Source organism: Microbacterium sp. W4I20 (assembly GCF_030816505.1).
Classification (GTDB): domain Bacteria; phylum Actinomycetota; class Actinomycetes; order Actinomycetales; family Microbacteriaceae; genus Microbacterium.
The window spans coordinates 102,099-128,761 of record NZ_JAUSYB010000001.1 but is presented as its reverse complement, the minus strand read 5'-3'; the positions used below and the strand labels follow the sequence as shown (position 1 = coordinate 128,761).

29 protein-coding genes are annotated in these 26,663 nt (G+C 68.2%); 9 read left to right on the top strand and 20 right to left on the bottom strand.

Annotated features, from left to right (window positions below; translation table 11 throughout):
• Positions 1-23 precede the first annotated feature (23 nt).
• From QFZ21_RS00640 to QFZ21_RS00615, 6 genes are read right to left on the bottom strand one after another with little or no spacing between them, the layout of a single operon-like run.
• Complete coding sequence (locus tag QFZ21_RS00640; RefSeq protein ID WP_307373348.1) at positions 24-563, bottom strand: hypothetical protein; 540 nt, start codon at positions 561-563, stop codon at positions 24-26.
• On the bottom strand, positions 560-1,870 hold the full coding sequence (locus QFZ21_RS00635) for a DUF58 domain-containing protein (protein WP_307373345.1): 1,311 nt from the start codon (positions 1,868-1,870) through the stop codon (positions 560-562). Before QFZ21_RS00635 ends, QFZ21_RS00640 begins: the two co-directional genes overlap by 4 nt.
• Entirely contained in the window at positions 1,867-2,838 is a 972-nt protein-coding gene (locus QFZ21_RS00630) for a MoxR family ATPase (RefSeq protein WP_307373342.1), read from the bottom strand. Before QFZ21_RS00630 ends, QFZ21_RS00635 begins: the two co-directional genes overlap by 4 nt.
• Positions 2,835-3,308, bottom strand: coding sequence for a hypothetical protein (locus QFZ21_RS00625; RefSeq protein WP_307373339.1), 474 nt, complete (start codon positions 3,306-3,308; stop codon positions 2,835-2,837). Before QFZ21_RS00625 ends, QFZ21_RS00630 begins: the two co-directional genes overlap by 4 nt.
• Positions 3,305-4,060 (bottom strand): DUF4129 domain-containing protein, encoded by a 756-nt coding sequence (locus QFZ21_RS00620; RefSeq protein ID WP_307373335.1) that lies wholly within the window; start codon positions 4,058-4,060, stop codon positions 3,305-3,307. Before QFZ21_RS00620 ends, QFZ21_RS00625 begins: the two co-directional genes overlap by 4 nt.
• 60 nt (positions 4,061-4,120) lie before the next feature.
• On the bottom strand, positions 4,121-4,564 hold the full coding sequence (locus QFZ21_RS00615; RefSeq protein ID WP_307373333.1) for a MarR family winged helix-turn-helix transcriptional regulator: 444 nt from the start codon (positions 4,562-4,564) through the stop codon (positions 4,121-4,123).
• Positions 4,565-4,608: 44 nt separating this feature from the next.
• On the opposite strand from QFZ21_RS00615, the gene QFZ21_RS00610 reads away from it, so the two are divergent.
• Positions 4,609-4,863: a hypothetical protein gene (locus tag QFZ21_RS00610; protein WP_307373330.1), complete on the top strand. Its 255-nt coding sequence runs from the start codon at positions 4,609-4,611 to the stop codon at positions 4,861-4,863.
• 61 nt (positions 4,864-4,924) lie between these two features.
• Here QFZ21_RS00610 and QFZ21_RS00605 read toward each other — a convergent pair whose 3' ends face one another.
• Together QFZ21_RS00605 and uvrB are read right to left on the bottom strand one after the other, a co-directional pair.
• On the bottom strand, positions 4,925-5,257 hold the full coding sequence (locus tag QFZ21_RS00605) for a TfoX/Sxy family protein (protein ID WP_307373328.1): 333 nt from the start codon (positions 5,255-5,257) through the stop codon (positions 4,925-4,927).
• 16 nt (positions 5,258-5,273) lie between these two features.
• Positions 5,274-7,346 carry an excinuclease ABC subunit UvrB gene (uvrB, locus tag QFZ21_RS00600; RefSeq protein WP_307373326.1) on the bottom strand — a complete coding sequence of 691 codons (2,073 nt, stop codon included), beginning with the start codon at positions 7,344-7,346 and terminating at the stop codon, positions 5,274-5,276.
• Between the two features lie 65 nt (positions 7,347-7,411).
• Between uvrB and QFZ21_RS00595 the strand changes: the two genes are divergently transcribed.
• Positions 7,412-8,032, top strand: a complete 621-nt coding sequence (locus tag QFZ21_RS00595; RefSeq protein WP_307373323.1) for a DUF4126 domain-containing protein — start codon at positions 7,412-7,414, stop codon at positions 8,030-8,032.
• On the opposite strand, the gene QFZ21_RS00590 is transcribed toward QFZ21_RS00595, so the two are convergent.
• The 10 genes from QFZ21_RS00590 to rpsA all read right to left on the bottom strand — a co-directional run bounded on the left by QFZ21_RS00590 (position 8,005) and on the right by rpsA (position 18,929).
• Positions 8,005-8,796 (bottom strand): GNAT family N-acetyltransferase, encoded by a 792-nt coding sequence (locus QFZ21_RS00590; RefSeq protein ID WP_307373321.1) that lies wholly within the window; start codon positions 8,794-8,796, stop codon positions 8,005-8,007. The genes QFZ21_RS00595 and QFZ21_RS00590 overlap by 28 nt on opposite strands.
• A 25-nt stretch (positions 8,797-8,821) precedes the next feature.
• Positions 8,822-10,033, bottom strand: coding sequence for an MFS transporter (locus QFZ21_RS00585; protein ID WP_307373319.1), 1,212 nt, complete (start codon positions 10,031-10,033; stop codon positions 8,822-8,824).
• Positions 10,030-10,629 carry a dephospho-CoA kinase gene (coaE, locus tag QFZ21_RS00580; RefSeq protein WP_307373316.1) on the bottom strand — a complete coding sequence of 200 codons (600 nt, stop codon included), beginning with the start codon at positions 10,627-10,629 and terminating at the stop codon, positions 10,030-10,032. Before coaE ends, QFZ21_RS00585 begins: the two co-directional genes overlap by 4 nt.
• A 32-nt stretch (positions 10,630-10,661) precedes the next feature.
• Positions 10,662-11,246: a CoA-binding protein gene (locus QFZ21_RS00575; protein ID WP_307373313.1), complete on the bottom strand. Its 585-nt coding sequence runs from the start codon at positions 11,244-11,246 to the stop codon at positions 10,662-10,664.
• Positions 11,243-12,547 carry an O-acetylhomoserine aminocarboxypropyltransferase/cysteine synthase family protein gene (locus QFZ21_RS00570; protein WP_307373311.1) on the bottom strand — a complete coding sequence of 435 codons (1,305 nt, stop codon included), beginning with the start codon at positions 12,545-12,547 and terminating at the stop codon, positions 11,243-11,245. Before QFZ21_RS00570 ends, QFZ21_RS00575 begins: the two co-directional genes overlap by 4 nt.
• 7 nt (positions 12,548-12,554) lie before the next feature.
• Positions 12,555-14,582: an acetate--CoA ligase gene (acs, locus tag QFZ21_RS00565; RefSeq protein WP_373425987.1), complete on the bottom strand. Its 2,028-nt coding sequence runs from the start codon at positions 14,580-14,582 to the stop codon at positions 12,555-12,557.
• A complete protein-coding gene (locus QFZ21_RS00560) occupies positions 14,579-15,439 on the bottom strand; it encodes an ABC transporter permease (protein ID WP_307373306.1) in 861 nt (286 codons plus the stop codon). The genes acs and QFZ21_RS00560 overlap by 4 nt, the downstream gene beginning before the upstream one ends.
• On the bottom strand, positions 15,436-16,479 hold the full coding sequence (locus QFZ21_RS00555) for an aliphatic sulfonate ABC transporter substrate-binding protein (protein WP_307373304.1): 1,044 nt from the start codon (positions 16,477-16,479) through the stop codon (positions 15,436-15,438). The genes QFZ21_RS00560 and QFZ21_RS00555 overlap by 4 nt, the downstream gene beginning before the upstream one ends.
• Positions 16,476-17,327, bottom strand: a complete 852-nt coding sequence (locus QFZ21_RS00550) for an ABC transporter ATP-binding protein (RefSeq protein ID WP_307373301.1) — start codon at positions 17,325-17,327, stop codon at positions 16,476-16,478. Before QFZ21_RS00550 ends, QFZ21_RS00555 begins: the two co-directional genes overlap by 4 nt.
• A 147-nt stretch (positions 17,328-17,474) precedes the next feature.
• Positions 17,475-18,929 (bottom strand): 30S ribosomal protein S1, encoded by a 1,455-nt coding sequence (rpsA, locus tag QFZ21_RS00545; RefSeq protein ID WP_307373298.1) that lies wholly within the window; start codon positions 18,927-18,929, stop codon positions 17,475-17,477.
• A gap of 238 nt (positions 18,930-19,167) precedes the next feature.
• On the opposite strand from rpsA, the gene QFZ21_RS00540 reads away from it, so the two are divergent.
• From QFZ21_RS00540 to QFZ21_RS00520, 5 genes are all read left to right on the top strand, one after another.
• Positions 19,168-19,707: a hypothetical protein gene (locus tag QFZ21_RS00540; protein WP_307373295.1), complete on the top strand. Its 540-nt coding sequence runs from the start codon at positions 19,168-19,170 to the stop codon at positions 19,705-19,707.
• 209 nt (positions 19,708-19,916) lie between these two features.
• Positions 19,917-20,483, top strand: a complete 567-nt coding sequence (locus QFZ21_RS00535; protein ID WP_307373292.1) for a hypothetical protein — start codon at positions 19,917-19,919, stop codon at positions 20,481-20,483.
• 89 nt (positions 20,484-20,572) lie between these two features.
• Positions 20,573-21,103, top strand: a complete 531-nt coding sequence (locus QFZ21_RS00530; RefSeq protein WP_307373289.1) for a hypothetical protein — start codon at positions 20,573-20,575, stop codon at positions 21,101-21,103.
• Positions 21,104-21,189: 86 nt separating this feature from the next.
• Positions 21,190-21,915: a hypothetical protein gene (locus tag QFZ21_RS00525; RefSeq protein ID WP_307373288.1), complete on the top strand. Its 726-nt coding sequence runs from the start codon at positions 21,190-21,192 to the stop codon at positions 21,913-21,915.
• Positions 21,916-21,944: 29 nt separating this feature from the next.
• Positions 21,945-22,889 (top strand): 5'-3' exonuclease, encoded by a 945-nt coding sequence (locus tag QFZ21_RS00520; protein WP_307373287.1) that lies wholly within the window; start codon positions 21,945-21,947, stop codon positions 22,887-22,889.
• Positions 22,890-22,909: 20 nt separating this feature from the next.
• On the opposite strand, the gene QFZ21_RS00515 is transcribed toward QFZ21_RS00520, so the two are convergent.
• Complete coding sequence (locus QFZ21_RS00515; RefSeq protein ID WP_307373285.1) at positions 22,910-23,896, bottom strand: PHP domain-containing protein; 987 nt, start codon at positions 23,894-23,896, stop codon at positions 22,910-22,912.
• A 2-nt stretch (positions 23,897-23,898) separates the two neighbouring features.
• Positions 23,899-24,969: an anthranilate phosphoribosyltransferase gene (gene trpD / locus QFZ21_RS00510; RefSeq protein ID WP_307373284.1), complete on the bottom strand. Its 1,071-nt coding sequence runs from the start codon at positions 24,967-24,969 to the stop codon at positions 23,899-23,901.
• A gap of 192 nt (positions 24,970-25,161) precedes the next feature.
• On the opposite strand from trpD, the gene QFZ21_RS00505 reads away from it, so the two are divergent.
• Complete coding sequence (locus QFZ21_RS00505) at positions 25,162-25,815, top strand: heme-copper oxidase subunit III (RefSeq protein WP_307373282.1); 654 nt, start codon at positions 25,162-25,164, stop codon at positions 25,813-25,815.
• A 20-nt stretch (positions 25,816-25,835) separates the two neighbouring features.
• Positions 25,836-26,636 carry a c-type cytochrome gene (locus QFZ21_RS00500; RefSeq protein WP_307373280.1) on the top strand — a complete coding sequence of 267 codons (801 nt, stop codon included), beginning with the start codon at positions 25,836-25,838 and terminating at the stop codon, positions 26,634-26,636.
• Positions 26,637-26,663: the final 27 nt, after the last annotated feature.

Below are 26,663 nucleotides of genomic sequence, written 5' to 3'. Positions count from 1 at the left end.
CTCCGCGGTGGCTGTGAGACCGCTCAATCGACGCGCATTTCTGACGCGGCATCCGCGTTCTTCGCCGCCCGCAGAGCGAGGATCACTCCCAGCAGCAGCGCCGCCCCCGCGAGCGGAGCGATCCAGGCGATCCCGCGATCCACGGGCGACGGCGCGAGCAGCCAGACGGCGAACACGAGGGGTTGCGTCAGCAGCTGCACCACCACGAACCGGTAGAGGCTCGGCAGCAGGGCCGAGAACGAGAGCCGCGAGCGCAAGGGGATCACCAGGCTCAGCGATCCGAGCACGTGCACCGCGTGCACGAGCAGCACGGCGAGAGCGGTCCGTTCCGGCGCCGGCGCCGCCAGCACGACTCCGAAGGCCAGGCACGCGGCCGCGAGCCAGGCCGCCATCGATCGCGGCACGACCAGGGCGACCAGTGCCGCGAGCACGGCGACCCCCTGCCAGAGCGCGAACGGGACGAGAGCGATCGCGCCGATCCAGACCACGGCGACGAGCAGCAGCCGCGGAACGATCCCGAACACCGCGACGCCCGCCCGGAACGAGCGGATCGCGCGACTCATCGCCGCACCGCCCGCGTCCGCTCGAGCCGCCGTGCGGCCAGCCGCACGGCGGCATCCACATCCGCCCCCGCCCACGGAACGATCTCCACCCCTGAGCGTCGGAGATCGATCAGGACGTCGTCGCGTTCGGCGAGCAGCATCCGCAGCGCGATCCGCTGCTCCCGAGTGAGGCGACCCGCGTCGGGTGTCGGCAGCACATCGATCGCGACGACGGCATGCCCCGCAGCACGCCACCGGGTCGCGAGGTCGGCGGCTGCACCGTCGAAGAAGGTCGAGAGCACGAAGACGATGGATCCGGAGGGTACGACGGGCGATCGGCGATATCGGGAATCGTCTCCACCCGGGCCCGTCGCGGCGATGACACCGCGCACACGCGGGAGGTGCCGCACTCCCCCGCCCGCCGGGACGCTCCTGCCTCCCGGCGAGAGCGTGTGGTAGGCGACTCGATCCCCCGCGCCGATCGCGGCCGTGGCAACGGAGAGCGCCGCCTCACGGGCGAGGTCGAGCGATGTGACCCCGGAGCGATCGCTGTCCGCCGCTCCCCAGCTGGCCACCACGGTGCCGAGATCGTCTGCCGTGTCGAGCGCGATCACGACCGAGGAATCGCTCAGCGCATTGCTCCGCCGCACCAGGAGCTCGCCGGGCCGACGCGCGGCCCTGGCGGTGGCGCGCCAGTCGACGCGCCGCAGCTCGTCGCCGGGCGCGAAAGCATGGATGTCGCGGAAGTCGCCACCCTGTCCGGGTCGGGAGCCCTCGTGTGCGCCGTGCAGCCCCCGGAGGCGCGGCGCGACCGGCAGGACGCCGATCGGGCGAGTCCGAGGCGCGGTGTGCCAGACGACGGCGGTGCGCGGCCCACTGTCGGTCACCCAGGCCCCGTCATGAGCGACGGCCCTGGTCGTGACGTCGAGCAGCTCGGCTGGACCGGAATGCTGCAGCCGGACCCGCGCCGTGACGGCGGCCTCGCCGGGACGCACATCGGCCACACCGGTTCTGCGCTCCTCCTGATCGATCGCGACCTGTACCCAGTCGGCTTCGGCATCGATGTCGACATCCGCCACTGCCTCGTTCGACCCTTCGGCCGCGTCCGACCGCGCGCGCAGCACGATGTGCAGATCGCCGCCACGCGGTCGCCCCCGCAGCGCCCAGATCGTCGTCAGCGCGAGGGGCAGCCCGATCGCGACGACGTCCGGACGTGAGAACGCCAGCCCCACCGCTGCCAGCAGCACCGCCCCGCCGAGCCCGGCCGCCATGACCGGGGTCCGCCGCCATCGCAATGGAGAGCGGCTCGACGCGCGGACGTCGCTCACCGCACCGCGGCCACGGTCGGAGGCACTGGGGTCGACGCCACCACTGACGCGACCACGGATGCGGGATCGACTCCCTGTGCCCATGCCTGCGGGGTGAGGGTGAGGCGATGCGCCAGGACGGGTCCCGCGATGCGCTTGATGTCGTCAGGGCGGACGTACGCCCGACCGTCGAGGGCGGCCAGCGCCCGTCCGAGCAGCACGAGCGTCTGGGATCCGCGGGGGGACGCTCCGACCGAGACGTTCACCGCGTCGCGCGTCGCCCTGGTGAGCTCCACGCAGTAGCGCGCCACGTCGGGATCGACGTGGATCCGCTCGACCGCAGCCTGGATCGCCAGGAGACCGGCGCTGTCGACCACGGCGGCGACCGAGACGTCCGGGGTCTGCCGTCGCACGCGCTCGAGGATGATCCGCGCCTCGTCGTCAAAGGTCGGATACCCGACCGCGAGGCGCACCATGAATCGGTCCAGCTGCGCCTCGGGGAGAGCGTAGGTGCCCTCGTACTCGATCGGGTTCGAGGTCGCGATCACGTGGAACGGCTGTGGCAGCGGGAACCTGTTGCCCTCGACGGTGACCTGCCGTTCGGCCATCGCCTCCAGCATCGCGGACTGGGTCTTGGGGGTGGTGCGGTTCACCTCGTCGGCCAGCAGCAGCCCGGTGAAGATCGGCCCCGGGCGGAACTGGAAGTCGCCCGTGGCCGGCGCGTACACATACGATCCGGTGACGTCGCCCGGGAGCATGTCCGGGGTGCATTGCAGGCGCCGGAAGTCGAGTCCGAGCGCAGCCGCGAGGCTCCGCGCGGCCAGCGTCTTTCCGAGACCGGGTACATCCTCGAACAGCACATGACCGCCGGCGAAGATGGCCGCGAGAGCGATCGTCAGCGCCTCGTCCATCCCGACGACGGCCGTGCCGACGCTCTCCCTCACCCGACGCCCGACCTCGGCGATCCGTGCCGTCTCTTCACTGTTCATCTGGTCTCCTCCGGTTCTGGGGAAAGCTTCTCGATCGCATCGAGGAGTCGGTCGATGTCGGAACTCCGCACTTCTTTACGGTGGACCGCCTCGCGGATGCCGGAGCCCAGGAGCGCATCGATCCGCGCGTGCTGCACCGGGTCGTCGAGATCGAGGCCATGGTGCGCCAGCCGACGTCGCAGGATGCGCTGGACTCGGCCGACGACGACATACCCGGCGACGCCCGTGCGGGTGTTGAGGGACCAGGCGAGGCGCGAGACGTCGGAGCCCCGCACCATGCGTTCGCGCTCCGGCGGTGGCCATTCGACGGTCTCATCGAAGAAGACCTGTCGGCTCGCGACGGCGACTGCGATCACGACGATGAGCCACATGAGCGCGAACTCCATCGGCACGCCGAGCCACGACAGCAGCAGGAGCACCGCGATCGCCATGATCCCGCCGATGCCCGCGAGCACGATCCGACCCGTCATCGCCACCCCCGCTGGATGCCGCTCAGGCAGGCTGCCGCCTGGTGACGATCCCCCTCGTCGGCGATGTGGCCGCCGAACCGGACCCGCTCGTACAGACCCAGCAGCACCGAGACCTCGTCCGCGATGCCCGCGCGACTCCCGACGATGCGCACGGTGAACTCCGACGGCGTCTCGTGGATGTCGCGGCCGGTACCCGCGTCGGAGGCCGTCTCCTCGAGCCCCACCCAGGCGGCGATGATGCTGTCTCCGGGATCGGGACGCTCGCCGATGGTCCGCAGTGCCTCTGCGATCCCGCGACGCATCGTCCCCACATCGGGCTCGACGTCGGTGAGGGAATCGGTGATCGGCGTGGCGTCGACCTCCGCCGCCGCTCGACGCGCGAGAGGCCGATCGCGCCATAGGCCGGCCAGGTATCGGATCAGCAGGCGTAGGCCCAGATACAGCACGATCAGGATCACCGCGCCGACGATCGTCGCCATGATGATGCCGATGATCGTGAGGAGCAGCGAGTCCTCGGGAGGTTCGGGCAGCGACGACGGCGGCGCGGACGGGGCCGGTGGTGCGGTCGGAGCGTACGACTCCTCGGTCCCACCCTGCGGCACGGCGGAGAACTGTGGAAGGCCTTGGGAGGCGGCGGCGAACATGACGATCAGGAACAGCGCGACGACCGAGATCAGCGGGAAGAACAGGCGCGTGGGCGGTCTGTCGCGGACGGGCTCCCGCTCCGTGACCGGAGGCTCGGGGCGCGACATGACTCCACCCTAGACGGGCCTTCCGCCGCGCCGAGGTCGGACGGCTCGGGGTGGTGCGGATCAGCCGAGGTCGGGACGTCGCCCCGCGAAGGGGCCGAGACCGTCGCGCAATGCGGCGACCTCCGATACGCCCATCCCCACGGCGGCCATGACCTGGCGCGGTACGTCGAGGGCGCGCTCCCGCAGCGCGGATCCCGCCGCGGTGAGCGTGATCTCCAGCCGTCGTTCGTCTTCGGCGCTGCGCTGCCGCGCGATCAACCCGTCGACCTCGAGGCGCTTCACGAGCGGTGAGGCCGTCGCCGGTTCGAGTGCGAGGTCGGCCGCCAGGTCGTTGAGCGTGCGGGGTGCGCGCTCCCACAGAGCCAGCATCACGAGGTACTGCGGGTGCGTCAGTCCCAGCGGCTCGAGGATGGGCCGGTAGATCGCGACGACGTTGCGCGCCGCTGTCACGAGGGCGAAGCAGAGCTGATTGTCCAGCCGGAGCAGATCGTCGGATGCCGTCACAAGGCGACTATACATGTGCGCTAATAGTTAGTACACTAATGAACATGGCCTCGAACCCTGAGCGTGAACCGCTTCGCACCCGCATCCGCGAAGCCGGCGGCCTGTACGCGTGGGTCAACAGCAACCTGATCCGGTTCGCCGGCCCCGCGTCGGTCGGCCCCTACGAGAAGACTCCCCCGCCCAGCGCCGCTGAGCGGGGCCGAGCGCGCGTGTCCGCTGTGCGGGGCGCCGATGACCGAGCACGAGATCGATCGTTCCGGACCCCGAACGATGGTGCACTGCCCGTAGGCCTCCGCTGACAGTTCTCGCACAACTCCTCGCCGAAGCCTCTCCCCCGCCAGGCCGCTGCGTCTCGCGGGCTCATCCCTTCCGAGCAGCGGTCTCCCGCCCGACATCGAGCCAGAACATGAGGGTCGTGTCGTCGGCGATGGCTTCGGGCGCGATGTCGAGCCATCCGGTTCCCATGACCTTGGAGCCCATCACGGCCCGTGTCGCTCCGGGTTCGGTGAGCAGCGCGACGCCATTCTCCTCTTCGACGCGCACGAGCAGGACGCCGCCGGGGCGCGCACCCACCAGGATGCGCCCGTCGTCGAGGAACGCGCGGGTACCGAACATCCGGCGCTCCTCGATCTCGGTCCCCACCGTTAGGAGCGCACGGATCCGATCGGCGAGCTCCTCGCCTGCAGCATCCATCGGTCACCCCTCCAGGTCAGGCGTGTCCGGCGCGTTCCATCGCCCGGAGTTCCTTCTTCAGGTCTTGCACCTCATCGCGCAGGCGCCCCGCCAGCTCGAACTTCAGTTCTCCTGCTGCGGCGAGCATCTGGTTCGACAGGTCCTGGATCGTGGCTTCGAGCTGCTGCGCGCCCTCGGCGGCGATACCCGTGCGTCGCAGGTTCGGGGTGGGCGACTTGCCTTTACCCGACTGGCGACCTCGCCCGGAGAGCATGTCGGCCGTGTCCGCGCCTTCGCGCGCCAGCACCTCGGTGATGTCGGCGATGCGTTTGCGGAGCGGCGTCGGGTCGATGCCGTGCTCGAGGTTGTAGGCGACCTGCTTCTCGCGACGTCGATCGGTCTCCTCGATCGCCTTGGCCATCGAATCGGTCATCTTGTCGGCGTACATGTGCACCTCGCCCGAGACGTTGCGCGCCGCGCGACCGATGGTCTGGATCAGCGAGGTGCCGGACCGGAGGAAGCCTTCCTTGTCGGCGTCGAGGATCGCGACCAACGAGACCTCCGGAAGGTCGAGGCCCTCACGGAGCAGGTTGATGCCGACCAGCACGTCGTACACCCCGGCACGCAGTTCGCTGAGCAGTTCGACGCGGCGAAGCGTGTCGACGTCGGAGTGCAGGTAGCGCACCCGCACGCCGTGCTCGCCGAGGAAGTCGGTGAGCTCCTCGGACATCTTCTTGGTGAGGGTGGTGACCAGGACACGTTCGTTGCGCTCGACACGCAGCCGGATCTCTTCGAGCAGATCGTCGATCTGGCCCTTCGACGGCTTCACGACGATGTGCGGGTCCACCAGACCGGTCGGGCGGATGATCTGCTCGACGATGCCGTCGGCGATGCCCATCTCGTACTTGCCCGGCGTCGCCGACAGGTAGACGGTCTGACCCACGCGGTTCTTGAACTCGTCCCACCGGAGCGGACGGTTGTCCATCGCGCTCGGCAGGCGGAACCCGTGGTCGACGAGAGTGCGCTTGCGCGAGGCGTCGCCCTCATACATCGCCCCGATCTGGGGAACGGTCACGTGGGACTCGTCGATCACCAGCAGGAAGTCGTCGGGGAAGAAGTCGAGCAGCGTGTGCGGTGGCTCGCCCGGCATGCGGCCGTCCATATGGCGCGAGTAGTTCTCGATGCCCGAGCAGAAGCCGAGCTGCTGCATCATCTCGAGGTCGAATGACGTGCGCATGCGCAGCCGCTGGGCCTCGAGCAGCTTTCCCTGCCGCTCGAACTCGGCCAGGCGCTGCTCCAGTTCGTGCTCAATGGTCCCGATGGAGCGCTGGATCACGTCGGTGCCCGCCACGTAGTGCGAGGCCGGGAAGATCGGTACGGAGTCGAGCTTCTCGATGACCTCGCCGGTGAGCGGATGAAGCGAGTAGAGCCCCTCGATCTCATCGCCGAAGAGCTCGATGCGGATCGCGTGCTCCTCGTAGACCGGGATGATCTCGATCGTGTCGCCGCGCACGCGGAAGTTGCCTCGGGAGAAGTCCACGTCGTTGCGGTTGTACTGCATCGCGATGAACTGACGGATGAGCGCATCACGGTCGTATCGCTCGCCGACCTGCAGGGCGACCATCGCGCGGAGGTACTCCTCCGGTGCACCGAGGCCGTAGATGCACGACACCGTCGACACCACGATGACGTCTCGCCTGCTGAGCAGAGACTGCGTCGTCGAGTGACGCAGACGCTCGACCTCGGCGTTGATCGACGAGTCCTTCTCGATGAAGGTGTCGGTCTGCGGGACGTACGCTTCCGGCTGGTAGTAGTCGTAGTACGACACGAAGTATTCGACGGCGTTGTTCGGCATGAGCTCACGGAACTCGTTCGCCAGCTGTGCAGCCAGGGTCTTGTTGTGGGCGAGCACCAGGGTCGGGCGCTGCACTTGCTCGACGAGCCAGGCGGTCGTGGCCGACTTTCCGGTACCGGTCGCTCCGAGCAGCACGACGTCGGTCTCGCCGGCATTGATGCGCCCGGCCAGGTCGGCGATGGCCTTCGGCTGATCACCGGCGGGCGCGTACTCGCTGATGACCTCGAAGGGGCGAACACTGCGCGTGGTTTGCATACCTCCAGCGTATGCCGCCCCTCCGACATCGAGGCCGTCGGATCGTCAGCGCCTAGAGTAAGGGCGTGATCGAGTTCGTCATCGGCTCCAGCCTCGCCGCCGCAGCCGGCCTGAACGCATGGATGCCGCTGTTCCTCCTCGGACTCGCCGACCGACTTCTCCCGGCGATGTCACTCCCCGCGGGGTGGTCGTGGCTCTCCGGTGACATCGCACTGTGGTTGCTCGGCGCCCTTCTCGCACTGGAGATCGTCGCGGACAAGGTCCCCGCCCTCGATTCGATCAACGACGTCGTCCAGAGCGTCATCCGTCCGGCCGCCGGCGGGGTCGCGTTCGGTGCCGGATCTGGAGCCCAGACCATCGCGGTGGACGACCCCTCGACGTTCTTCACGGACAACACGTGGGTGCCGGTCGTCGCCGGCATCGTCATCGCGCTCGTCGTCCACGTGCTGAAGGCGGGCGCCCGCCTCGCAGCGAACGCGACCACGGGCGGCCTCGCGGCTCCCGTGCTCAGCACGGCCGAGGACGGCGCCTCGTTCGCCCTGGCGGCGGCCGCCATCATCGTCCCGGTCCTCGCCGGCATCCTGCTCCTCGGTCTCATCGTCGTCGCGATCGTGATCGCGAGGCGGAGCGCGCGACGGCGCAGGGAGCGCCGAGCGGCTCAGTCGGAGGGACGCGTCCAGACGTAGGGCGTCGTCGTCGAGACCCTCACGAGCCCCGATCGTTCGAGGATCGGGCGCGAGAACTCCGTGGAGTCCGACTGCAGATAACGGATGTCGCGCGCCAGTGCCGAGCGGGCTCTCTCGGCGGTGAGCGCCCGATAGATCCCGCGGCCCCGCCACTCCGGCAGCGTCGATCCGCCCCACAGCCCGGCGAAGGCCGTGCCTGCGACCGGCTCGAGTCGCCCGGCGCTGATCACCGCGTCGTTCGCGACGGCGATCCAAAGCTCCACAGTGTCATCCGCCTGCAGCCGCGTCATCAGCGCCTCCGCGCGCGAACGCCATCCGAGATCGTCGAACACCCGACCCTGCATCTCTCCGGCGGCCAGTACCTCGGTCTCGGTGCGAGCCCGGCGCACCTCCACTCCCGGAGGCGTCGCGACCGTCTGCGCGAGCAGCGCGGCCTCCCCGATCATGATCGATTCCGACTCTTCGGGAACGAAGCCGCGGGCGACGAGGCCGGCGTGGAGGCCCGGTGCTCGATCGTGCCCGCGGGTCTTCCATTCCACCTCATCGATGCCGCTCAGGCCGAGGAAGTACTGCGTGGCTGCCTCGACCATCTCGCCGATGCCGTCGGCGTCCGCGCCGCCGAGGTCCGCGTAGGTGACGAACCCCCGACCACCGGCGAACGTCGCGAGACGAAGGGGTCCGAGCCGTTCCACACTGAGGGCGTCCGCGACCTCCGCGTCGGTGCGGAGCTGACTGTCGTACGCCTCGAGATACTCCTGCTGCATGAGGAGATCCTCTCAGAGCGGAGGGTCAGACCCGACCGGACGGCGCCCTGCGCAGAGCCGCCCACCCGGCGAGGGCAGCCGCCGCACACATCGCCACGACCACCACGACGAACCAGCCCCAGCTCGCCGACCCGAACACCAGGCCGAGCATCCAGCCGAACAGGCTCGAACCCGCGTAGTACGCGAAGTAGTACAGCGAGGAGGCCTGCGCCCGGCTGGCGGGGTCCACCGCGACGGGAGTCCATCCGGATGCCACGGCGTGCGCCCCGAAGAACCCGGCGGTGAAGAGCAGCAGGCCGACGAGGACCACCACCGCGACGGGGACGAGCATCAGGCCTGCACCGGCGGCCATCACGCCGATCGAGGCGACGAGCACCGGGAATCGACCGATCCGGGAGGCGATCACGCCCGCCCACGGAGACGAGAAGGTGCCGGCGAGGTAGGCGAGGAAGAGCAGGGTGACGAGCCACGACGGCAGGTCGAACGGATCCCCCGCGAGATGGAAGCCCAGGTAGTTGTACACCGCGACGAAGGCGCCCATCAGCAGGAACCCCTGCGCGTAGAGCGCCCACTGCAGAGGTGACCGCAGGGGTGCGCGCAATCGCTCGATGATGCTCGGTCCGCGATCGGCCCGCAGGCGTCCCGGCACGAAACCCCTCGATCGCGGCGTGAACCAGAGGAACAGCACGGCGGCGACGGCACAGAGCCCCGCCACGGACAGGATCCCGGCCTGCCATCCCCCGAATTCTCCGACGAGCCCTGAGACGATACGACCCAGCAGTCCGCCGACCGTGGTTCCGGCGATGTAGCTGCCCGCGGCCGTGGCGGCGTATCTCCCCTCGACTTCTTCGCTGAGGTACGCGAGCGCCACTGCGGGGACCGCACCCAGCGCCACGCCCTCGGCGAATCGCAGAGTGAGCAGAACGGCGATCTCATTGCTCAGGGGCGCCGCGAGTCCGAACACGGTGGCGGTGAGCACACCCGTCGCCATCGCCGGCACCCTGCCGATGCGATCGGCGACGATCGACCAGGGGATGACCGCCAGAGCCAGGCCGAGCGTGGATGCGGACACGCTCAGGGCCGCCGTCGACGGGCTGACCGCGAGGTCCACGGAGATCTGTGGCAGCACGGCCTGAGCCGAGTACAGCTGTGCAAAGGTCGCGACACCGGCGAAGAACAGACCGGCGATGAGGCGCCGGTAGTCGCGGGAGCCCGGCGCATGACCCGAGAACGTCACCGCGCGCGGATCCGCTCCCAGAGTGCGTCGGTCTGCGCGCGGGTCGCCTCGAGGGTGCCGGCGGTGTCGATGACCACGTCGGCGATCGCGAGCCTCCTCTCGTCCGAGACCTGCGCATCGATGCGCTCCTGCGCGGCGCGCTCGTCCATCCCGCGCAGCTCGACCAGCCGGCGCAGACGTTCGGATGCCGGCGCGTGCGCCACGACGACGGTGTCCCAGGGATCGTCCACCCTGGCTTCGACGAGGAGTGGCACGTCGTACACCACCACGGGCTCAGGATTTTCGGCGAGGGCGGCCTCGAACCGGCGCTGCGACTCCGCGCGCACGGCAGGATGCACGATCGCGTTCAACTGCTTCAGCAGCGCGGCGTCTCCGAAGACCCGGGCGCCGAGAGCAGCACGATCCAGCGCGCCGTCCGACCCGATGACGTCGGAGCCGAAGGTCTCGGCGATCCGCTCCAACACGGGTGAGCCCGGTGCCTGCACATCGCGGACGATCTGGTCCGCGTCCACGATGACCGCGCCGTGCTCGGCCAGTCGGCGGGCGATTGTCGACTTGCCGGACGCGATGCCGCCGGTGAGTGCAATGAGGGGCATGCGGCCAGTCTAGAGTTCCGGGGCCCGGCCGCTCACCGCGACAGCAGCTGGCGGCGGGAGCTGATCACGCCCGTGTCGAACCCGGCGAGGTGCAGTCCGCCGTGGAAGCGCGCGTGCTCGATCTTGATGCAGCGATCCATGACGACCGACAGGCCCGCGGCCTCCGCCAGTGCGGCGGCATCCTCGTTCCAGGAGCCGAGCTGAAGCCACAGTGCCTTCGCTCCGACGTCGATCGCCTCCTGCGCGACGCCCGGCAGGTCATCGTGCCGCCGGAACACGTCGACGACGTCGGGGACCACGGGGAGATCGGCCAGAGAGGCGTACACGGGTTGACCGAGGATCTCCTTCTCCCGAGGATTCACGAGGTACACGTCGTACGCCGTACTCGAGAGCAGGTAGGTCGCGACGAAGAACGACGCGCGAGCCGGGTTGTTCGATGCCCCCACGATCGCCACCGACTTCGTCCGACGCAGCAATCCGAAGCGGTCCGACTGCGAGGGGCCGACCCAGGTGCGGTCGGGATCGACGGCGACAGCGCCGGGCAGCGCGCACGCCGCGGCATCCGTCACAGCGGGGAGGGCACAGGCATCCGTTGCCGAAGTGTTGGTCGCGCTCATCGGTTCTTTCCCGTCGCCGTGGTGAGGGCCTGGTCGAGGTCCCAGATGATGTCTTCCGCGTCTTCCAGTCCGACAGAGATGCGGATCAGGTCGGGTCGCACTCCCGCGGCCACGAGCTGCGCCTCGGTGAGCTGACGATGGGTCGTGGATGCCGGGTGGATGACGAGTGTACGCGCGTCGCCGATGTTCGCGAGGTGTGAGGCGAGCTGCAGGTTCTCGATCAGGGTCTCCCCCGCGGCGCGCCCGTCCTCGGCCGCGACACCGAACGCGAAGACCGAGCCGGGTCCGAGCGGGAGGTACTTGGCGGCGCGCTCCCGATGCGGGTGTCCGTCGAGTCCTGCCCACGTGACGTAGGCGACGCGCGGGTCGGAATCCAGCCAGTCGGCCACGATCCGGGCATTCGAGAGGTGGGCGTCGATGCGCTGCGGGAGCGTCTCGATCCCCTGCAGCAGGTTGAACGCGGACTGCGGGCTGAGCGCCGGCCCGATGTCGCGCAGCTGCTCGGAGCGGAGCTTCGTGAGGAAACCGTACTCCCCGAAGTTGTCCCACCACTTGATGCCGCCGTAGGAGTCGACCGGCTCCGTCATCTGCGGGAACTTGCCGTTGCCCCAGTCGAACGTGCCCTTCTCGATGACGACACCGCCGAGGGTCGTGCCGTGCCCGCCGAGGAACTTCGTCACCGAGTGGATGACGATGTCGGCGCCGTGTTCGAGGGGGCGCGCGAGATACGGGGTCGCGAGCGTCGCATCCACGACGAGCGGCACCCCCGCCTCGTGTGCGACCGCGGCGAGTCCTTCGATATCGGCGATCTCGCCCGAGGGGTTGCCGATCATCTCCACATAGACGACCTTTGTCTCCGGACGGATCGCCGCCGCGTAATCGGCAGGATCGGTCGAGGCGACGAAGGTGGTCTCGACGCCGAAGCGCCGCAGTGTCACGTCGAGCTGGGTCACGGTGCCGCCGTACAGCTGCGCGGCCGCGACGACATGGTCACCGGCGCCGACGAGGGCGGCGAACGTGATGAACTCTGCGCTCATCCCGGACGCCGTGGCGACCGCCCCGATGCCGCCCTCGAGCGACGCGAGGCGCTCTTCCAGGGCGGCGACGGTCGGGTTGCCGATCCGCGAGTAGATGTTCCCGTACTTCTGCAGGGCGAAGAGGTTCCCGGCATCCGCCGCGTCCTCGAAGACGAACGAGGTGGTCTGGTAGATCGGCACGGCGCGCGCGCCTGTCGCGGCGTCAGGAGTGCCGCCGGCGTGGAGGGCTCTGGTGCGAAACCCGAAACGGTGTTCTTCGGTCATGGTGTCCTCAGTTCGACTGCGGGGAGATTTCAGTTGCGCTTGATTCAGCAGTGGCGAGCACGTCGGCGATGTCGTCGACGGCCCAGGGGTTCTGCAGTGATGTGGTGTCGCCGAGCGGATCGGGTTCGCGCCCGGCACGGCGGTCCTGCTCGGCCTCCCAGAGCTGCGCGAGCAACCGGCGCATGATCTTGCCGGAGCGCGTCTTGGGCAGATCGGCGACGACCACCACGTGCTTGGGCTTGGCGACCGGGCCGATGGAGTGCGCCACCTGTGCGCGGAGCGCCGAGGGCGTGACCTCCGACCTCCCGGACGGCGTCACGAATGCGACGACCGCCTGACCGGTGACGGGGTCGGCGACTCCGGCGGAGCCCGCCTCGCCGACCGTCTCATGGGCGACCAGCGCCGACTCGATCTCGATGGTCGACAGCCGGTGTCCGGAGACGTTGACGACGTCGTCGAGGCGCCCGAGGATCCAGATGTACCCGTCGGCGTCTCTGGTCGCTCCATCGCCGGCGACGTAGTACCCGCCGAAGTCGCCGTGACCGGCGTAGGCCGACCAGTACGCGTCGCGGTAGCGCTGCGGGTTCCCCCACACCGTGCGCGCCATACCGGGCCAGGGTCGTCGCACGACCAGCGTGCCCGAGCGACCGGGCGCCACCTCGACTCCGTGCTCATCGACCACGGCGACGTCGATGCCGGGCAGCGGAACCGTCGCCGACCCCGGCTTGAGGGTCGTCACACCCGGCAGCGGAGCGATCATGGCGGCGCCGGTCTCGGACTGCCACCAGGTGTCGACGACCGGCAGCTCATCGCGACCGAAGTTCCGCCGGAACCACACCCAGGCCTCCGGATTGATGGCTTCCCCGACGGTGCCGAGCAGCCGGAGTGTCGAGAGATCGTGACCCGTCGGGAGCTCGGCGCCGAACCAGGTCATGAAGGTGCGGATCAGCGTGGGCGCCGTGTAGTACACGGTCACTCCGTAGCGCTCGATGATCTCGAGGTGCCGCTCCCGGTGCGGAGCGTCGGGCGTGCCCTCGTAGATGACCTGCGTGAGTCCGTTCGACAGCGGTCCGTAGATCTCGTAGGTGTGGGCGGTCACCCACGCGAGATCGGCGGTGCACCAGTGCACGTCGTCGGGTTTGGCGTCGAAGTGCGCCCAGTGCGCCCAGCTCGCGTGCGTGAGATACCCGCCCGAGGTGTGCACGAGGCCCTTCGGCTTCCCGGTCGTCCCGGAGGTGTAGATGATGAAGAGCGGATGCTCGGCGTCGAACGGCTGCGCCTCGTGCTCCGTCGACGCGGTGTCGACCACGTCGTGCCACCAGACGTCGCGACCTTCCGTCCATGGCACCTCCTGACCCGTGCGACGCAGCACGAGCACGTGCTCGAGGTCCGGCAGGTCGGCGGCGGCGATGTCGGCCGTTGACTTCACTTCGGTGGCGGTGCCCCGTCGATACTGGCCGTCGCTCGTGACGAGCAGCTTCGCGCCGGTGTCCTGCAGCCGGAACCGCACGGCCTCGGCCGAGAATCCGCCGAACACGAGCGAGTGGACGGCACCGATCCGCGCGCACGCGAGCGTGATCACGATGGTCTCGACCAGCACGGGCAGGTAGATCACGACACGATCGCCGGGACGGATGCCGAGGGCCAGGAGTCCGTTCGCCGCCTGCGACACCCGCCGCTGCAGGTCGGCGTAGGTGACCGAGACCCGATCCCCCGGCTCGCCCTCGAAGTGCAGCGCGACCTTGTCACCGCGACCGGCTTCGACATGCCGATCGACGCAGTTGTACGCGACGTTCAGCGTGCCGCCCACGAACCACCGCGCGGCAGGAATCGCATCGTCGACCGGCGGCTCCCACTCGTGCGCGGTGTGCCACGGCTCGAACCAGTCCAGCCGACGCGCGGCCTCTTCCCAGAACGCGACGGGATCCGCCTCGGCGCGCTCGTAGACATCGCCGCCCAGGTTGGCCTGAGCCGCGAAATCGGCGCGCGGAGCGTAGACGCGCGACTCCTGCAGCCGGGCTTCGGTCACCGTCACGCCCACCTTCGGAGCAGGTACTTCTCGACCAGCACGAGGATGCCGTTGGTGATCGTCCCGAGGAGGGCCAGCAGCACGATCGACAGGAGGATCCGATCCACGCGGCCAGTGCTCTGCGAGTCGGTCAGCAGGAAGCCCAGCCCCATCGACGAGGCGATGAGCTCGGCGGCCACGAGGAACAGCCAGGCCTGCGCGAGAGCGAGCCGCAGCCCGGAGACGACCGACGGCACGACAGCCGGCAGCTGCACGGTGCGGAACAGCGACCAGCCGTGCAGGCTGAACGACCGGCCGGCCTCGACCAGGTGCGGGTCCACGTGCCGGAGCGCCGATGCGACCGTCGTGTACACCGGGAAGAAGGCGCCGATCGCGATCAGCGTGACCTTCGACTCCTCGCCGATCTGCATCCACAGGATCAGCAACGGAACCCAGGCGAGCGAGGGCACCGCGCGGACGGCGGCGAGAGTCGGGCTGAGCAGCACGTCACCGAGCCGGGAGAGTCCGACGAGCCCGGCGGCCGCGAGACCGACCACCGAGCCGATCGCGAAGCCGAGCAGCACGCGCTGCACCGAGATCGCGATGTGGGTCCACAGCTGCCCGTTCTCGGCCAGCTCCACGCCGGCGAGGAACACCGTCGCGGGAGCGGGCAGCCGGTACGGCTCGACGAAGCCCGACGTGGTCGCGACCTGCCAGGAGACGATGATGAGGACGGGCAGCAGCAGGCCGCCCAGCACGCGGACGACGGGACGGTCCCAGGTGCGGCGCGCACCGGCATCCGGGCGCCTGCGCACCCCCTTCGCGAAGTCGAGTGCCTCTCGGGAATCGGCCGGGATGATGACCCGCTGGTCGGGAATGCTCACTCGCCGCCGACCGCTTTCTCGGCGAACGTCGAGTTCACGATCGAGGAGAGCGCCTTGTCGACGGATGCCTTGCCGCCCTGCACGTCGCCCGAGTCGACCAGGACCGGAGCGATCTTCTCGAGCACGGCGAGCTGGTCTTCGCCGGGCACGCCGCTGACGTCGAGGTTGGAGCGCTCCTGGATGACGGTGGTCGCAACCTCGATGTCGATGCCCGCGACCTCGGCGAGCAGTGCCGCGGTCTCGTCGGGGTTCTCGAGAGCCCACTCACGCGCCTGCTCGTAGGCGTCGACGACGGCCTGCGCGAGGTCGGGGTGGTCGGTGATGAACTCCTCGGTGGCGTTGAGGAAGCCGTAGGAGTTGAAGTCGACGTTGCGGTAGATGAGCTTGTCGCCCGACTCCGCCTCGGCTGCGGCCATGATCGGGTCGAGTCCCGCCCACGCATCCACGGATCCGCCGTCGAGCGCTGCGCGACCGTCGGCGTGCTGGAGGTTCTGCACCTCGACGTCGGAGAGCGACAGCCCGCCCTCTTCGAGCGCCTGCAGGAGGAAGAAGTACGGGTCGGTGCCCTTGGTCGCCGCGACCGACTTGCCCTTGAGGTCTTCGACGGAGGCGATGTCGCTGTCGGGGCCGACGACGATCGCCGACCACTCGGGCTGCGAGTAGATGTCGATGACCTGGATCGGCGAGCCGTTCGAGCGAGCGAGCAGAGCGGCCGAGCCGGCGGTGGAACCGACGTCGACGGAGCCGGAGCGCAGCAGCTCGTTCGCCTTGTTGGAGCCGGCGGACTGGATCCACTCGACCTCGACGTCGTCGCCCAGGATCTCTTCGAGGATGCCCTGGTCCTTGATGACGAGGCTCAGCGGGTTGTAGGTGGCGAAGTCGATGGACAGGGTGTCGGACGACCAGTCCCCTGCCGCGGGCTTGCTGTCGCCATCGGAGGAGGCATCGGCGTTCTCGCCCGCGACGCAGCCGGTCGCGACGAGCATCATCGTCCCGGCGATCGCGATCGCGGGGATGATTCGGCGGGTGATGGTGCTCATCGGGTCTCCTCGGTGATGCGGTGATGGGTGTCCACGCCGAGGCCTTCGAGGAGCTCGGCGCGGAGGTCGGCGAGACCGCGATCTGCGCGGTCTCGGGGGCGGATGCCGGGCACGGCGACCGTTCGGGCGATCGAGGGCTCGGCTTCACTGTCGCCGCCGGTGAGCGTACGGAGAAGCAGCACGCGATCGGCGAGGTAGAGGGCCTCTTCGACGTCATGCGTGACGAGGAGGATGGTGGTGGGCTCGGCAGCGTGGATCTTCAGCAGCAGATCGTGCATGCGGAGCCGGGTGAGCGCGTCGAGAGCGCCGAAGGGCTCGTCAAGGAGGAGCACCCCCGGGTTGCGCGCAAGAGCGCGGGCCAGCGAGGCGCGCTGCGCCATGCCGCCCGACACCTCGCGCGGCCGCTGATCGGCGGCGTGCTCGAGTCCGACGAGCTGCAGCAGCTCGCGTACTCTCTCCCGTCCGGCGCGGCGCGCCGTGCCGCGGGGAAGCCCGAGTTCGACGTTCTGGGCGATGGTGCGCCAGGGCAGCAGGCGCGGCTCCTGGAAGGCGTTGGCGGTGCGTTCGTCGACGTCGGCGACGCCGGTCCCATCGAGGCGGATGCTGCCGCGCGTCGGGGCGTCGAGTCCGCCCACGAGACGGAGCAGTGTCGACTTCCCGCATCCGGACGGGCCGACGACCGCGACGATCTCCCCGGCTGCGATGTCGACGTCCACGCCGCGCAGCACGTCTCGCTTCCCCTGCGGGAGCGGGAAGGAGCGCTCGATGCCCTCCAGCCGGACCGCCTGCGCCGCGCCGGCGGGCGTCGGGGCATTCGCAACGCGCGACGAAGAGAGCAGGGCGGTCATACCCCCATGCTGGCCGAGCACGCCGATTGTTACGAATGCCGTCGTAATGTTCGGTCACGCACGGAACCGCGTGTGTTTTCGGGGATGCGAAACGGGCCGCCACGCCCACCCGAAGGTGAGGTGACGGCCCGTTTCAGAGCGTGATGCTTACGCGTTGCCGCCCGACAGCTTCTCGCGGAGAGCCGCGAGTGCCTCGTCGTCGGCCAGGGTGCCTGCACCGGTGGCTTCGCTCGTGAAGACCTGGCCGCCGAAGTCGGCGCCGGCCTCTGCCTCGGCCTCTGCGGCCTTGGTGACCTGAGCCTTGTGGGCCTCCCAGCGAGCCTGGGCTGCAGCGTACTCCTGCTCCCATGCCTCGCGCTGGGTGTCGAAGCCTTCCTTCCAGGCGCCGGTCTCGGCGTCGAAGCCCTCCGGGTACTTGTACTCGCCGTTCTCGTCGTACTCGGCGAGCATGCCGTACAGGGCCGGGTCGAACTCGGTGCCGTTGGGGTCGACCGACTCGTTGGCCTGCTTCAGCGACAGCGAGATGCGACGACGCTCGAGGTCGATGTCGATGACCTTGACGAAGACCTCTTCGCCGACCGACACGACCTGCTCGGCCAGCTCGACGTGCTTGCTGGAGAGCTCGGAGATGTGGACGAGGCCCTCGATGCCGTCTGCGACGCGAACGAACGCACCGAACGGAACGAGCTTGGTGACCTTACCCGGCGTGACCTGTCCGATCGCGTGGGTGCGGGCGAAGACCTGCCACGGGTCCTCCTGCGTCGCCTTCAGCGACAGGGAGACGCGCTCGCGGTCGAGGTCGACCTCGAGGATCTCGACGGTGACCTCCTGGCCCACCTCGACGACCTCGGAGGCGTGCTCGATGTGCTTCCAGGACAGCTCGGAGACGTGCACGAGGCCGTCCACGCCGCCCAGGTCGACGAATGCACCGAAGTTGACGATCGAGGAGACGACACCCTTGCGAACCTGACCCTTGTGCAGGTTGTTGAGGAAGGTCGTGCGCGACTCGGACTGCGTCTGCTCGAGCAGAGCGCGGCGGCTCAGCACGACGTTGTTGCGGTTCTTGTCGAGCTCGAGGATCTTGGCCTCGATCTCCTGGCCGAGGTACGGCGTGAGGTCGCGGACGCGGCGCAGCTCGATGAGCGAGGCCGGCAGGAAGCCACGGAGGCCGATGTCGACGATGAGTCCACCCTTGACGACCTCGATGACCGTACCGGTGACGACGCCGTCGTTCTCCTTGATCTTCTCGACGTCTCCCCAGGCACGCTCGTACTGAGCACGCTTCTTGGAGAGAATCAGACGGCCTTCCTTGTCCTCCTTCTGGAGAACAAGAGCCTCGACCTCGTCGCCGACCTTGACGACCTCGTTGGGGTCGACGTCGTGCTTGATGGAGAGCTCGCGCGAGGGGATGACACCCTCGGTCTTGTATCCGACGTCGAGCAGAACCTCATCGCGGTCGATCTTGACGATCGTGCCTTCGATGATGTCGCCGTCGTTGAAGAACTTCAGGGTCTTCTCGACCGCGGCCAGGAAGTCCTCAGCAGATCCGATGTCGTTGATGGCGACCTGCTTGGTGGCCGGGGCGGTCGTTGCGGTAGTCATGTAGTGGGTTGTCCTTGTTGGGTGGAGTCTCAGGCTGAGAGGCGAAGACCGCGCACGGCCGACTGCACGCTTCCCAGCAGTTGGATTTTGGTGAAGTTGCCACGAGGGCATGCGTAGGCACGCCACGAGTGACAACTCAGGTTATCAGAAGCCGGATGCCGGTGGGAGCCGGATTCGCGACTGTTTCACCTGTGGATAACTTCTGCAGGCCTCTGCGTGCTCGGGCTACCGTGTCCGGGTGAAACTCCATCGTCTCGCGTCTCTGCCGCTCGTCGCCCTTGTTGTCGGCTCCGTCGTGCTCAGTGGATGCTCCCCCGTGCCGGAGCCCACGCCGACACCGACCGCGGTTTTCGCGTCGGAAGAGGACGCATTCGCTGCGGCGGAGGAGACGTATCGGGCGTACACAGACGAACTGAATCAAGTCGATGTCGGCGAGCCAGAGACGATCGACGCTCTCTTCTCTCTTACAAGCGGCGATTTTGAAGCCGCAGATCGCAAGACCTTTTCCGAGCTGTACGCAGCCGGATACGAGCTCACGGGCGAGACGAAGGTTGCTGACTTCCGCGCAGTGAGCGCCGACATCATGAAGGGCGCGGTTGTCGCGGAAGTCTGCGTGGACGTCAGCCAGTCGGATGTCGTCGACCAAGATGGTGTCTCTGTCACCCCTCCGAATCGGCCCGATCTGAATTCGTTGACCGTGACCTTTGCTTCGAGTGATGGTCGTCTCTCGATCGAACGCGCCGCTCGGAGCGAAAGCAGCTCATGCGCCGTGGAATAGCCGTTCTTCTCTTCGTCGCCCTAGTTCTCCCGTCAGTTGCGTACGAAGACGACAGCGTAGGTGGGGTCGACGTTGTAGCTGGAAACGATGGATCTTCACTGCGGCTCGGCGGCAAGACGACCGAACCCGGCACCTCAACCCCGATCGGAAACACCAACCCCGGCACCTACACCGGCCCTCCTCTCCGTGAGATCACCTTCGAGGAGTGCATGGACAGCTGGTCCTTTGTCAGTTGCTACCGCGGTCCTGACGAGGAGGAGACACCCGAAGAAGCCGAACGCGAGCAGGGCACCCCCGCGATCACGATCACTGACCTCGCCCAGTTCGCCCCGGACCCCGTCACGGCAACGGGAGAGCCCGACAACCTCGGCGTCGCGGGCATGCCGACGAACTTCGTCGCCGCGGCATCCGCTCACACTCGAGCCGGCGCTCTCTTCGGGACTCCTCTCACCGTCCGCTTCACTCCGGTCGGCTTCGACTTCCGTTACGGCGACGGGAACACAGCCTCTCTCAGCTCAGGGGGACAGACCTGGTCGACGCTCGGTCAGGCGCCCTTCACGCCCACCGACTCCAGCCACACATACAGAGAACGAGGTATCTACGAGGCCGGCGTGACCGTCCGCTACGCCGCCGAAGTCGACCTCGGCGGCGGATGGTTCCCGGTGCCCGGCGAACTCGCCATCGACGGTCCCGCGCAGGAGATCCGCATCTTCGAAGCGCACACCGCCCTCGTCGCCCGCACCTGCTCCGAGCAACCCAAGGCCGCCGGTTGCTGACATCGATTCGCGGCGCAGGGCGCGGCTGCGATCGAGCAGCTGTGGATAACTTCTGCAGGCCTTTTCGTGCTCGGGCTACCGTGACCCGGGTGAAACTCCATCGCCTCGCGTCTCTGCCCCTCGTCGCTATTGCTGTCGGCTCCGTCGTGCTGACCGGATGCTCCCCCACGTCGGACCCCACGCCGACACCGACACCGGCGTTCGCATCGGAAGAGGAAGCATTCGCTGCGGCGGAGGAGACGTACCGGGCTTACACAGACGCCACCAACGCGACCGACTTGGGAGAACCGAAGACCTTCGAACCCGTCTTTGCGCTCTTGACCGACCAGGCGCAGAGTGCGGCTCGCAAAAACTTCAGCGAGTATCACGCAAACGGGATTCGGCGCACGGGTAAATCATCGTTTGACACCTTCACACCAGTTGAGTTCACCGAGGCGACCGTGACCGTGCGGCTCTGTATAGACGTATCCGATGTGGATCTTGTCGGCGTCGACGGGGTGTCAGTCGTACCTCCCGATCGAACGGCAAGGCAATCAATCGAGGTGGAGTTCGTCCGGGCCGAGACGGAGACGGGCTTGGGGATCTCCTCTTCGGTGCCGACCGAAGGGATCGCATGCTAGGAAACCGAATACTTCTCATGCTTGGAACGGCAACCAGCTTGCTGCTCATGATGGGCGGAGGAGACGAGCCACCTCCACAGGTCGGCATGGAAGGTACGTGGGCAACGAACACAGAGAACAAGGTCGAGATCTGGCGCACGCAAACCAGCTCAGGTACCGAGCCCGGCACCTCGCCCCCAATCGGCAACACCAACCCCGGCACCTACACCGGCCCTCCTCGCCGTGAGGCCACCTTCGACCAGTGCATGGACAGCTGGTCGTTCGTCAGTTGCTACCGCGGTCCTGACGAGGAGGAGACACCCGAAGAAGCCGAACCCGAGCAAGCCACCCCCGCGATCACGATCACCGATCTCGCACAATTCGCTCCCGCTCCCACCCCGCTGGCCGGCGAGCCGTCCAACCTCGGCATCGCGGGAATGGCGACCAACTTCGTCGCGACGGCATCCGTCACCACAGCATCAGGAACTCTCTTCGGTCTGCCCATCGCCGTGAGGTTCACCCCGTCGGCGTACGACTTCCACTACGGCGACGGCACCGACGCGACGACGACGAGCGGCGGGCAGAGCTGGGATGCGCTCGGCCAGGCGCAGTTCACGCCGACCGCGACGAGCCATGTGTATCGCGACCGCGGCGCCTACAGCGCGGATGTCGATGTCCGCTATACCGCCGAGGTCGACCTCGGCACCGGATGGATCCCGGTCGCGGGCGAGCTCACGGCCGACGGTCCGCCCCAGGAGATCCGCATCTTCGAGGCGCACACCGCTCTCGTCGCGTACACCTGCGATCAGAAGCCGTCGTCGCCGGGCTGCTGACCGAGACCTGCCAGTGCCAGACTGAGTCCATGCCTCGCGCCGACCGCCTCATGCTGCTCGACACCGCCAGCCTCTACTTCCGCGCCTTCTACGGTGTGCCCGACAAGGTCAAGGCGCCGGACGGCTCCCCGATCAATGCCGCCCGCGGTCTGCTCGACATCATCGCCAAGCTCGTGACGCTGTACGAGCCCACACACGTCATCGCCTGCTGGGATGACGACTGGCGTCCCCAGTGGCGCGTCGACCTCATCCCCAGCTACAAGGCGCACCGCGTCGTCGAGGTGGTCCCCGCCGGGCCCGACGTCGAAGAGGTGCCCGACCCGCTCGAGGCGCAGATCCCCCTCATCCGCGAGACGCTCGCCGCCATCAGCATCCCGATCATCGGAGTGGCTGAGCACGAGGCCGACGACGTGATCGGCACCCTCGCGACAGACGCCGCGATGCCGGTCGACATCGTCACCGGTGATCGCGACCTGTTCCAGCTCGTCGACGACGCCCGCGATGTGCGGATCGTCTATACGGCCAAGGGCATGAGCAACCTCGAGATCGTCACCGACTCGACGGTCGTCGCGAAGTACGGCGTGCTGCCATCGCAGTACGCGGACTTCGCCACCATGCGCGGCGACGCGTCCGACGGACTCCCGGGCGTCGCCGGCGTCGGCGACAAGACCGCGGCCACCCTGCTGCAGACCCATGCCGACCTGGAGGGCATCCGCGCGGCCGCCGAGGCCGGTGAGGGCATGAGCGCCGGCGTCCGCGCCAAGATCCTCGCCTCGTCGGCGTATCTCGACGTCGCTCCCACGGTCGTCGCCGTCGCCACGTCACTGCCGATCACGGCCCCCGGAATCCCCCTGCACGTCCTCGACCCGGCAGAGGCCGACGTGGCGACAGCCCTCGCCGAGAAGTGGAACCTCGGTTCCTCCATGACTCGCGCCGTCACCGCCGTGTCCAACGCCGCCCTCGCCGCCGACTGACCGTCACTACTCAGGCAGCGTCACTCCGCCCAGGACAACAGCCGGGAAAGACCCCACGTCGTGACGATCCGCGACGCCGGAATCCCGGCGCGTTCAGCGCGCTCAGCCCCGTGATCCAGCAGCGAGAGCTGACCCGGGGCATGTGCATCCGAATCGATGGAGAACAGGCAACCTGCCTCCAGGGCGATGCCGATCAGCTCATCGGGAGGATCCTGCCGCTCCGGACGCGAGTTGATCTCGACAGCGACGCCGTTCTCCGCACACGCGGAGAAAACCGCAGCCGCATCGAACACCGACTGCGGACGCGTGCCCCGACTCCCCTCGACCAGGCGACCGGTGCAGTGTCCGAGGACGTTCACCCGGGGATGCGACACCGCCTTGATCATCCGCGCGGTCATCGGACGGGAGTCCATGCGCAATTTGGAATGCACCGATGCCACGACGATGTCGAGCTCGGCGAGAAGCAAATCCTCCTGATCCAGAGCGCCGTCTTCGAGGATGTCGACCTCGATGCCCGCGAGCAGGGTGAAGCCGTCGCCCGATTCGGCACGGACCAACGGCATCTGCTCACGAAGCCGCTCCGCCGAAAGGCCTCGCGCCACGCGCAGCCGGGGCGAATGATCCGTGATCGCCTGGTACTCGTGCCCCTGAGCTCTCGCGGCAGCAGCCATCACGGAGATCGACGTGGTCCCGTCGGACCAATCGGTGTGGGCATGCAGGTCACCGCGCAGCTTCGCCCGCAGCTCGGACTGACGCTCAGGCTCTACGTCGCCGCGAAGCTCCACGAGGTAGTCCGGAACCTGACCTGCCTGCGCCTGCCGGATCACGGCGAACGTCGACTCGCCGATGCCCTTGCTGGCGCGCAGCCGCGTGGGGTCGGATGTCACATCGTCGGGAAGGTCCTGCAGGATCTGCGCCGCCTGACGGAACGCCTTCGCCCGGTACCGCGACGCCCGCTCGCGCTCCAGCAGGGAGGCGATCTCGAGGAGTGCGTCGACGGGATCCACGGTCAGCCCTGAGCGGAGGCGAGTTCGCGGCTCACGCCGATCCATTCGTCGAGCTTCGCGAGGGCTCGGCCGTCGTCCAGCGCCGCCGAGGCGCGCTCATGTCCTTCGCGAAGACGCTCGAGGATCGGACGCTGCACCTGCGTGGCATCCTGCGAGAGCTCGAACGCCACGATGCCTGCCGCGGCGTTCAGGAGCACGATGTCGCGCACCGCCCCGCTCTCGCCGGCCAGGGTCCGGCGGAGGATCTCCGCATTGTGCTGCGGCGATCCGCCGATCAGGTCTGCGAGATCCGCTGTCGGGATGCCGAGGTCGCGGGGATCGAGGTCGTGCTCGTGGATGTCACCGCGCGTGACCTCCCAGATGCGGCTGTGTCCGGTGGTGGTCAGTTCGTCGAGCCCGTCGTCGCCGCGGAAGACCAGCGCTGTCGCTCCCCTGGTGCGGAACACGCCGGTGATCAGCGGCACACGCTCGATCTGCGCGACCCCGACCGCGTTGGCCTCGGCACGAGCCGGGTTGCACAGCGGGCCGAGCATGTTGAACACCGTGGGCACGCCGAGCTGGGCGCGCACGGCGCCCGCGTGCTTGAAACCGGGGTGGAACGCGCCGGCCCACGCGAACGTGATGCCGGTGCGGTCGAGGATGGATGCCACGGCGGCGGGGTCGAGCGAGAGCTCCAGGCCCAGCGCGCCGAGCACGTCGGACGATCCGGACGCCGAGCTCGCCGCGCGGTTGCCGTGCTTGACCACGGGGATGCCGGTGGCGCCGATGACGATCGCCGCGGTGGTGGAGACGTTCACCGTTCCCACCCGATCGCCGCCGGTCCCGACGATGTCGAGCACGTTCGGGGACACCGGGAGCGGAACGGCGGCTTCGAGGATCGCGTCGCGGAAGCCGACGATCTCGTCGATCGTCTCGCCCTTCGCTCGCAGCGCGATGAGGAAGCCGGCAAGCTGCGCCTCGCTGACGTCGCCCTGCATGATCTGGCGCATCGCCCAGGTGGACTCCCACACGCTGAGATCACGGCGCTCCAGCAGCGAGGTGAGCACGTCGGACCAGGTCAGGGAATCAGCCATGAGTGCGATCCTATCGGCGGCGAGAAAACGTGCAGACGGATGATGACGCGCGCGCGTGAGAAGAGCATCCGCTGTTTCCCGCGGATTCACCGACTATTCGCAGCGTCTTCTTAGGGTCCCCTAAGTCTCAGAAGGGCGAAACGGGGCCCCCTGGTGGGCGAATCACCCCCGTGGATCGGCCATAATGGAAGGGTGACGACCTCAGCGACGTATGCCCCGGCGGCGAGAACGATCAAGCGGCCCAACCCGGTAGCTGTCGGCACCATTGTGTGGCTCGGCAGCGAGGTGATGTTCTTCGCGGGACTTTTCGCGATCTACTTCACGCTCCGCAGCACCTCCCCTGAGCTCTGGGCCGACCGCACCGAGCTGCTGAACGTCCCATTCGCGGCCGTGAACACCGCGATCCTGGTGCTCTCGTCGTTCACCTGCCAGATGGGCGTCTTCGCGGCTGAGGACCTCCAGCCCTACAAGCTCGCCAAGGGCCAGAAGAACGGCACCGGCCGCCGTCGGCTGTTCGGCTGGGGCATGGTCGAGTGGTTCTTCCTCACCTTCGCGCTCGGCGCGATCTTCGTCTCCGGCCAGGTGTGGGAGTACGCACAGCTGGTCGCAGAGGGCATGCCGATCAACGCGGACTCGTACGCCTCCGCGTTCTACCTGACGACCGGCTTCCACGCCCTACACGTCACGGGTGGACTCATCGCGTTCCTGCTCGTCATCGGACGCGCATACGCGGTCAAGAATTTCCGGCACAAAGAGGCGACGTCCTCGATCGTGGTGTCCTACTACTGGCACTTCGTCGACGTCGTCTGGATCGTGCTGTTCCTCGTTATCTACTTCCTGAAATAAGAGCGGAGCTGATCCCCGAGATGGCACGAGAGAAGAAGCGCCGTTCTGGCGGTCGTCGCAGCCCTTTGGCGGCGGCCGCGCTCATCGGAGCAGGCCTCATGATCACCGGTGCGGTATACGCCGGTGCGTCCGCCGCGTTCGCGGCCACCGAGACGTCGAGCGTCTCGACCGAGCTGACCGTGGAGGACGGCCAGACGCTGTTCAAGGCGAACTGCGCCACCTGTCACGGCCTCGACCTGCAGGGCACCCCCAACGGACCGAGCCTCTACGGCGTCGGCGAGCTGGCGACCGAGTTCCAGCTCTCCACCGGCCGCATGCCGCTGCAGATGCAGGGACCGCAGGCGCCGCAGAAGGAGCCGCAGTTCACCGAGGAGCAGATCCTCGCGATCTCCTCCTTCGTGCAGTCGGTCGCTCCCGGCCCGACCTACCCCGCCGACCACATCCTGGACGGCGAGGGCGACGTCGCGAACGGCGCCGAGCTGTTCCGCGTGAACTGCGCGATGTGCCACAACGTCGCCGCCGCCGGCGGGGCGCTGACCGAGGGCAAGTACGCCCCGGCCCTGACCGAGACCAGCGCGCTGCACATGTACGCCGCCATGGTCACCGGTCCCCAGAACATGCCGGTCTTCGGCAACATGAACCTGTCCGACGAGGACAAGCGCGACATCATCTCGGCGCTGCTGTACCAGCAGCAGTCCGTGCAGATCGGCGGCTTCTCGCTCGGATCGCTGGGCCCGGTCTCCGAGGGTCTGTTCGTGTGGATCTTCGGCATCGGCGCGCTCGTCGCCATCACCGTGTGGATCACGGCGAAGTCCAACTGACGCTTATTCATCGAAGAGGAACGTACG

What these genes read in the sequence shown, in the direction of transcription:
- QFZ21_RS00640 (WP_307373348.1), bottom strand. Translation starts at nt 563, where the DNA reads ATGAGTCGCGCGATCCGCTCGTTCCGGGCGGGCGTCGCGGTGTTCGGG.
- QFZ21_RS00630 (WP_307373342.1), bottom strand. Translation starts at nt 2,838, where the DNA reads ATGAACAGTGAAGAGACGGCACGGATCGCCGAGGTCGGGCGTCGGGTG.
- QFZ21_RS00625 (WP_307373339.1), bottom strand. Translation starts at nt 3,308, where the DNA reads ATGACGGGTCGGATCGTGCTCGCGGGCATCGGCGGGATCATGGCGATC.
- QFZ21_RS00620 (WP_307373335.1), bottom strand. Translation starts at nt 4,060, where the DNA reads ATGTCGCGCCCCGAGCCTCCGGTCACGGAGCGGGAGCCCGTCCGCGAC.
- QFZ21_RS00610 (WP_307373330.1), top strand. Translation starts at nt 4,609, where the DNA reads ATGGCCTCGAACCCTGAGCGTGAACCGCTTCGCACCCGCATCCGCGAA.
- QFZ21_RS00605 (WP_307373328.1), bottom strand. Translation starts at nt 5,257, where the DNA reads ATGGATGCTGCAGGCGAGGAGCTCGCCGATCGGATCCGTGCGCTCCTA.
- uvrB (WP_307373326.1), bottom strand. Translation starts at nt 7,346, where the DNA reads ATGCAAACCACGCGCAGTGTTCGCCCCTTCGAGGTCATCAGCGAGTAC.
- QFZ21_RS00590 (WP_307373321.1), bottom strand. Translation starts at nt 8,796, where the DNA reads ATGCAGCAGGAGTATCTCGAGGCGTACGACAGTCAGCTCCGCACCGAC.
- coaE (WP_307373316.1), bottom strand. Translation starts at nt 10,629, where the DNA reads ATGCCCCTCATTGCACTCACCGGCGGCATCGCGTCCGGCAAGTCGACA.
- QFZ21_RS00575 (WP_307373313.1), bottom strand. Translation starts at nt 11,246, where the DNA reads ATGAGCGCGACCAACACTTCGGCAACGGATGCCTGTGCCCTCCCCGCT.
- QFZ21_RS00570 (WP_307373311.1), bottom strand. Translation starts at nt 12,547, where the DNA reads ATGACCGAAGAACACCGTTTCGGGTTTCGCACCAGAGCCCTCCACGCC.
- QFZ21_RS00555 (WP_307373304.1), bottom strand. Translation starts at nt 16,479, where the DNA reads ATGAGCACCATCACCCGCCGAATCATCCCCGCGATCGCGATCGCCGGG.
- QFZ21_RS00550 (WP_307373301.1), bottom strand. Translation starts at nt 17,327, where the DNA reads ATGACCGCCCTGCTCTCTTCGTCGCGCGTTGCGAATGCCCCGACGCCC.
- rpsA (WP_307373298.1), bottom strand. Translation starts at nt 18,929, where the DNA reads ATGACTACCGCAACGACCGCCCCGGCCACCAAGCAGGTCGCCATCAAC.
- QFZ21_RS00535 (WP_307373292.1), top strand. Translation starts at nt 19,917, where the DNA reads ATGGACAGCTGGTCCTTTGTCAGTTGCTACCGCGGTCCTGACGAGGAG.
- QFZ21_RS00525 (WP_307373288.1), top strand. Translation starts at nt 21,190, where the DNA reads ATGGAAGGTACGTGGGCAACGAACACAGAGAACAAGGTCGAGATCTGG.
- QFZ21_RS00520 (WP_307373287.1), top strand. Translation starts at nt 21,945, where the DNA reads ATGCCTCGCGCCGACCGCCTCATGCTGCTCGACACCGCCAGCCTCTAC.
- trpD (WP_307373284.1), bottom strand. Translation starts at nt 24,969, where the DNA reads ATGGCTGATTCCCTGACCTGGTCCGACGTGCTCACCTCGCTGCTGGAG.
- QFZ21_RS00500 (WP_307373280.1), top strand. Translation starts at nt 25,836, where the DNA reads ATGGCACGAGAGAAGAAGCGCCGTTCTGGCGGTCGTCGCAGCCCTTTG.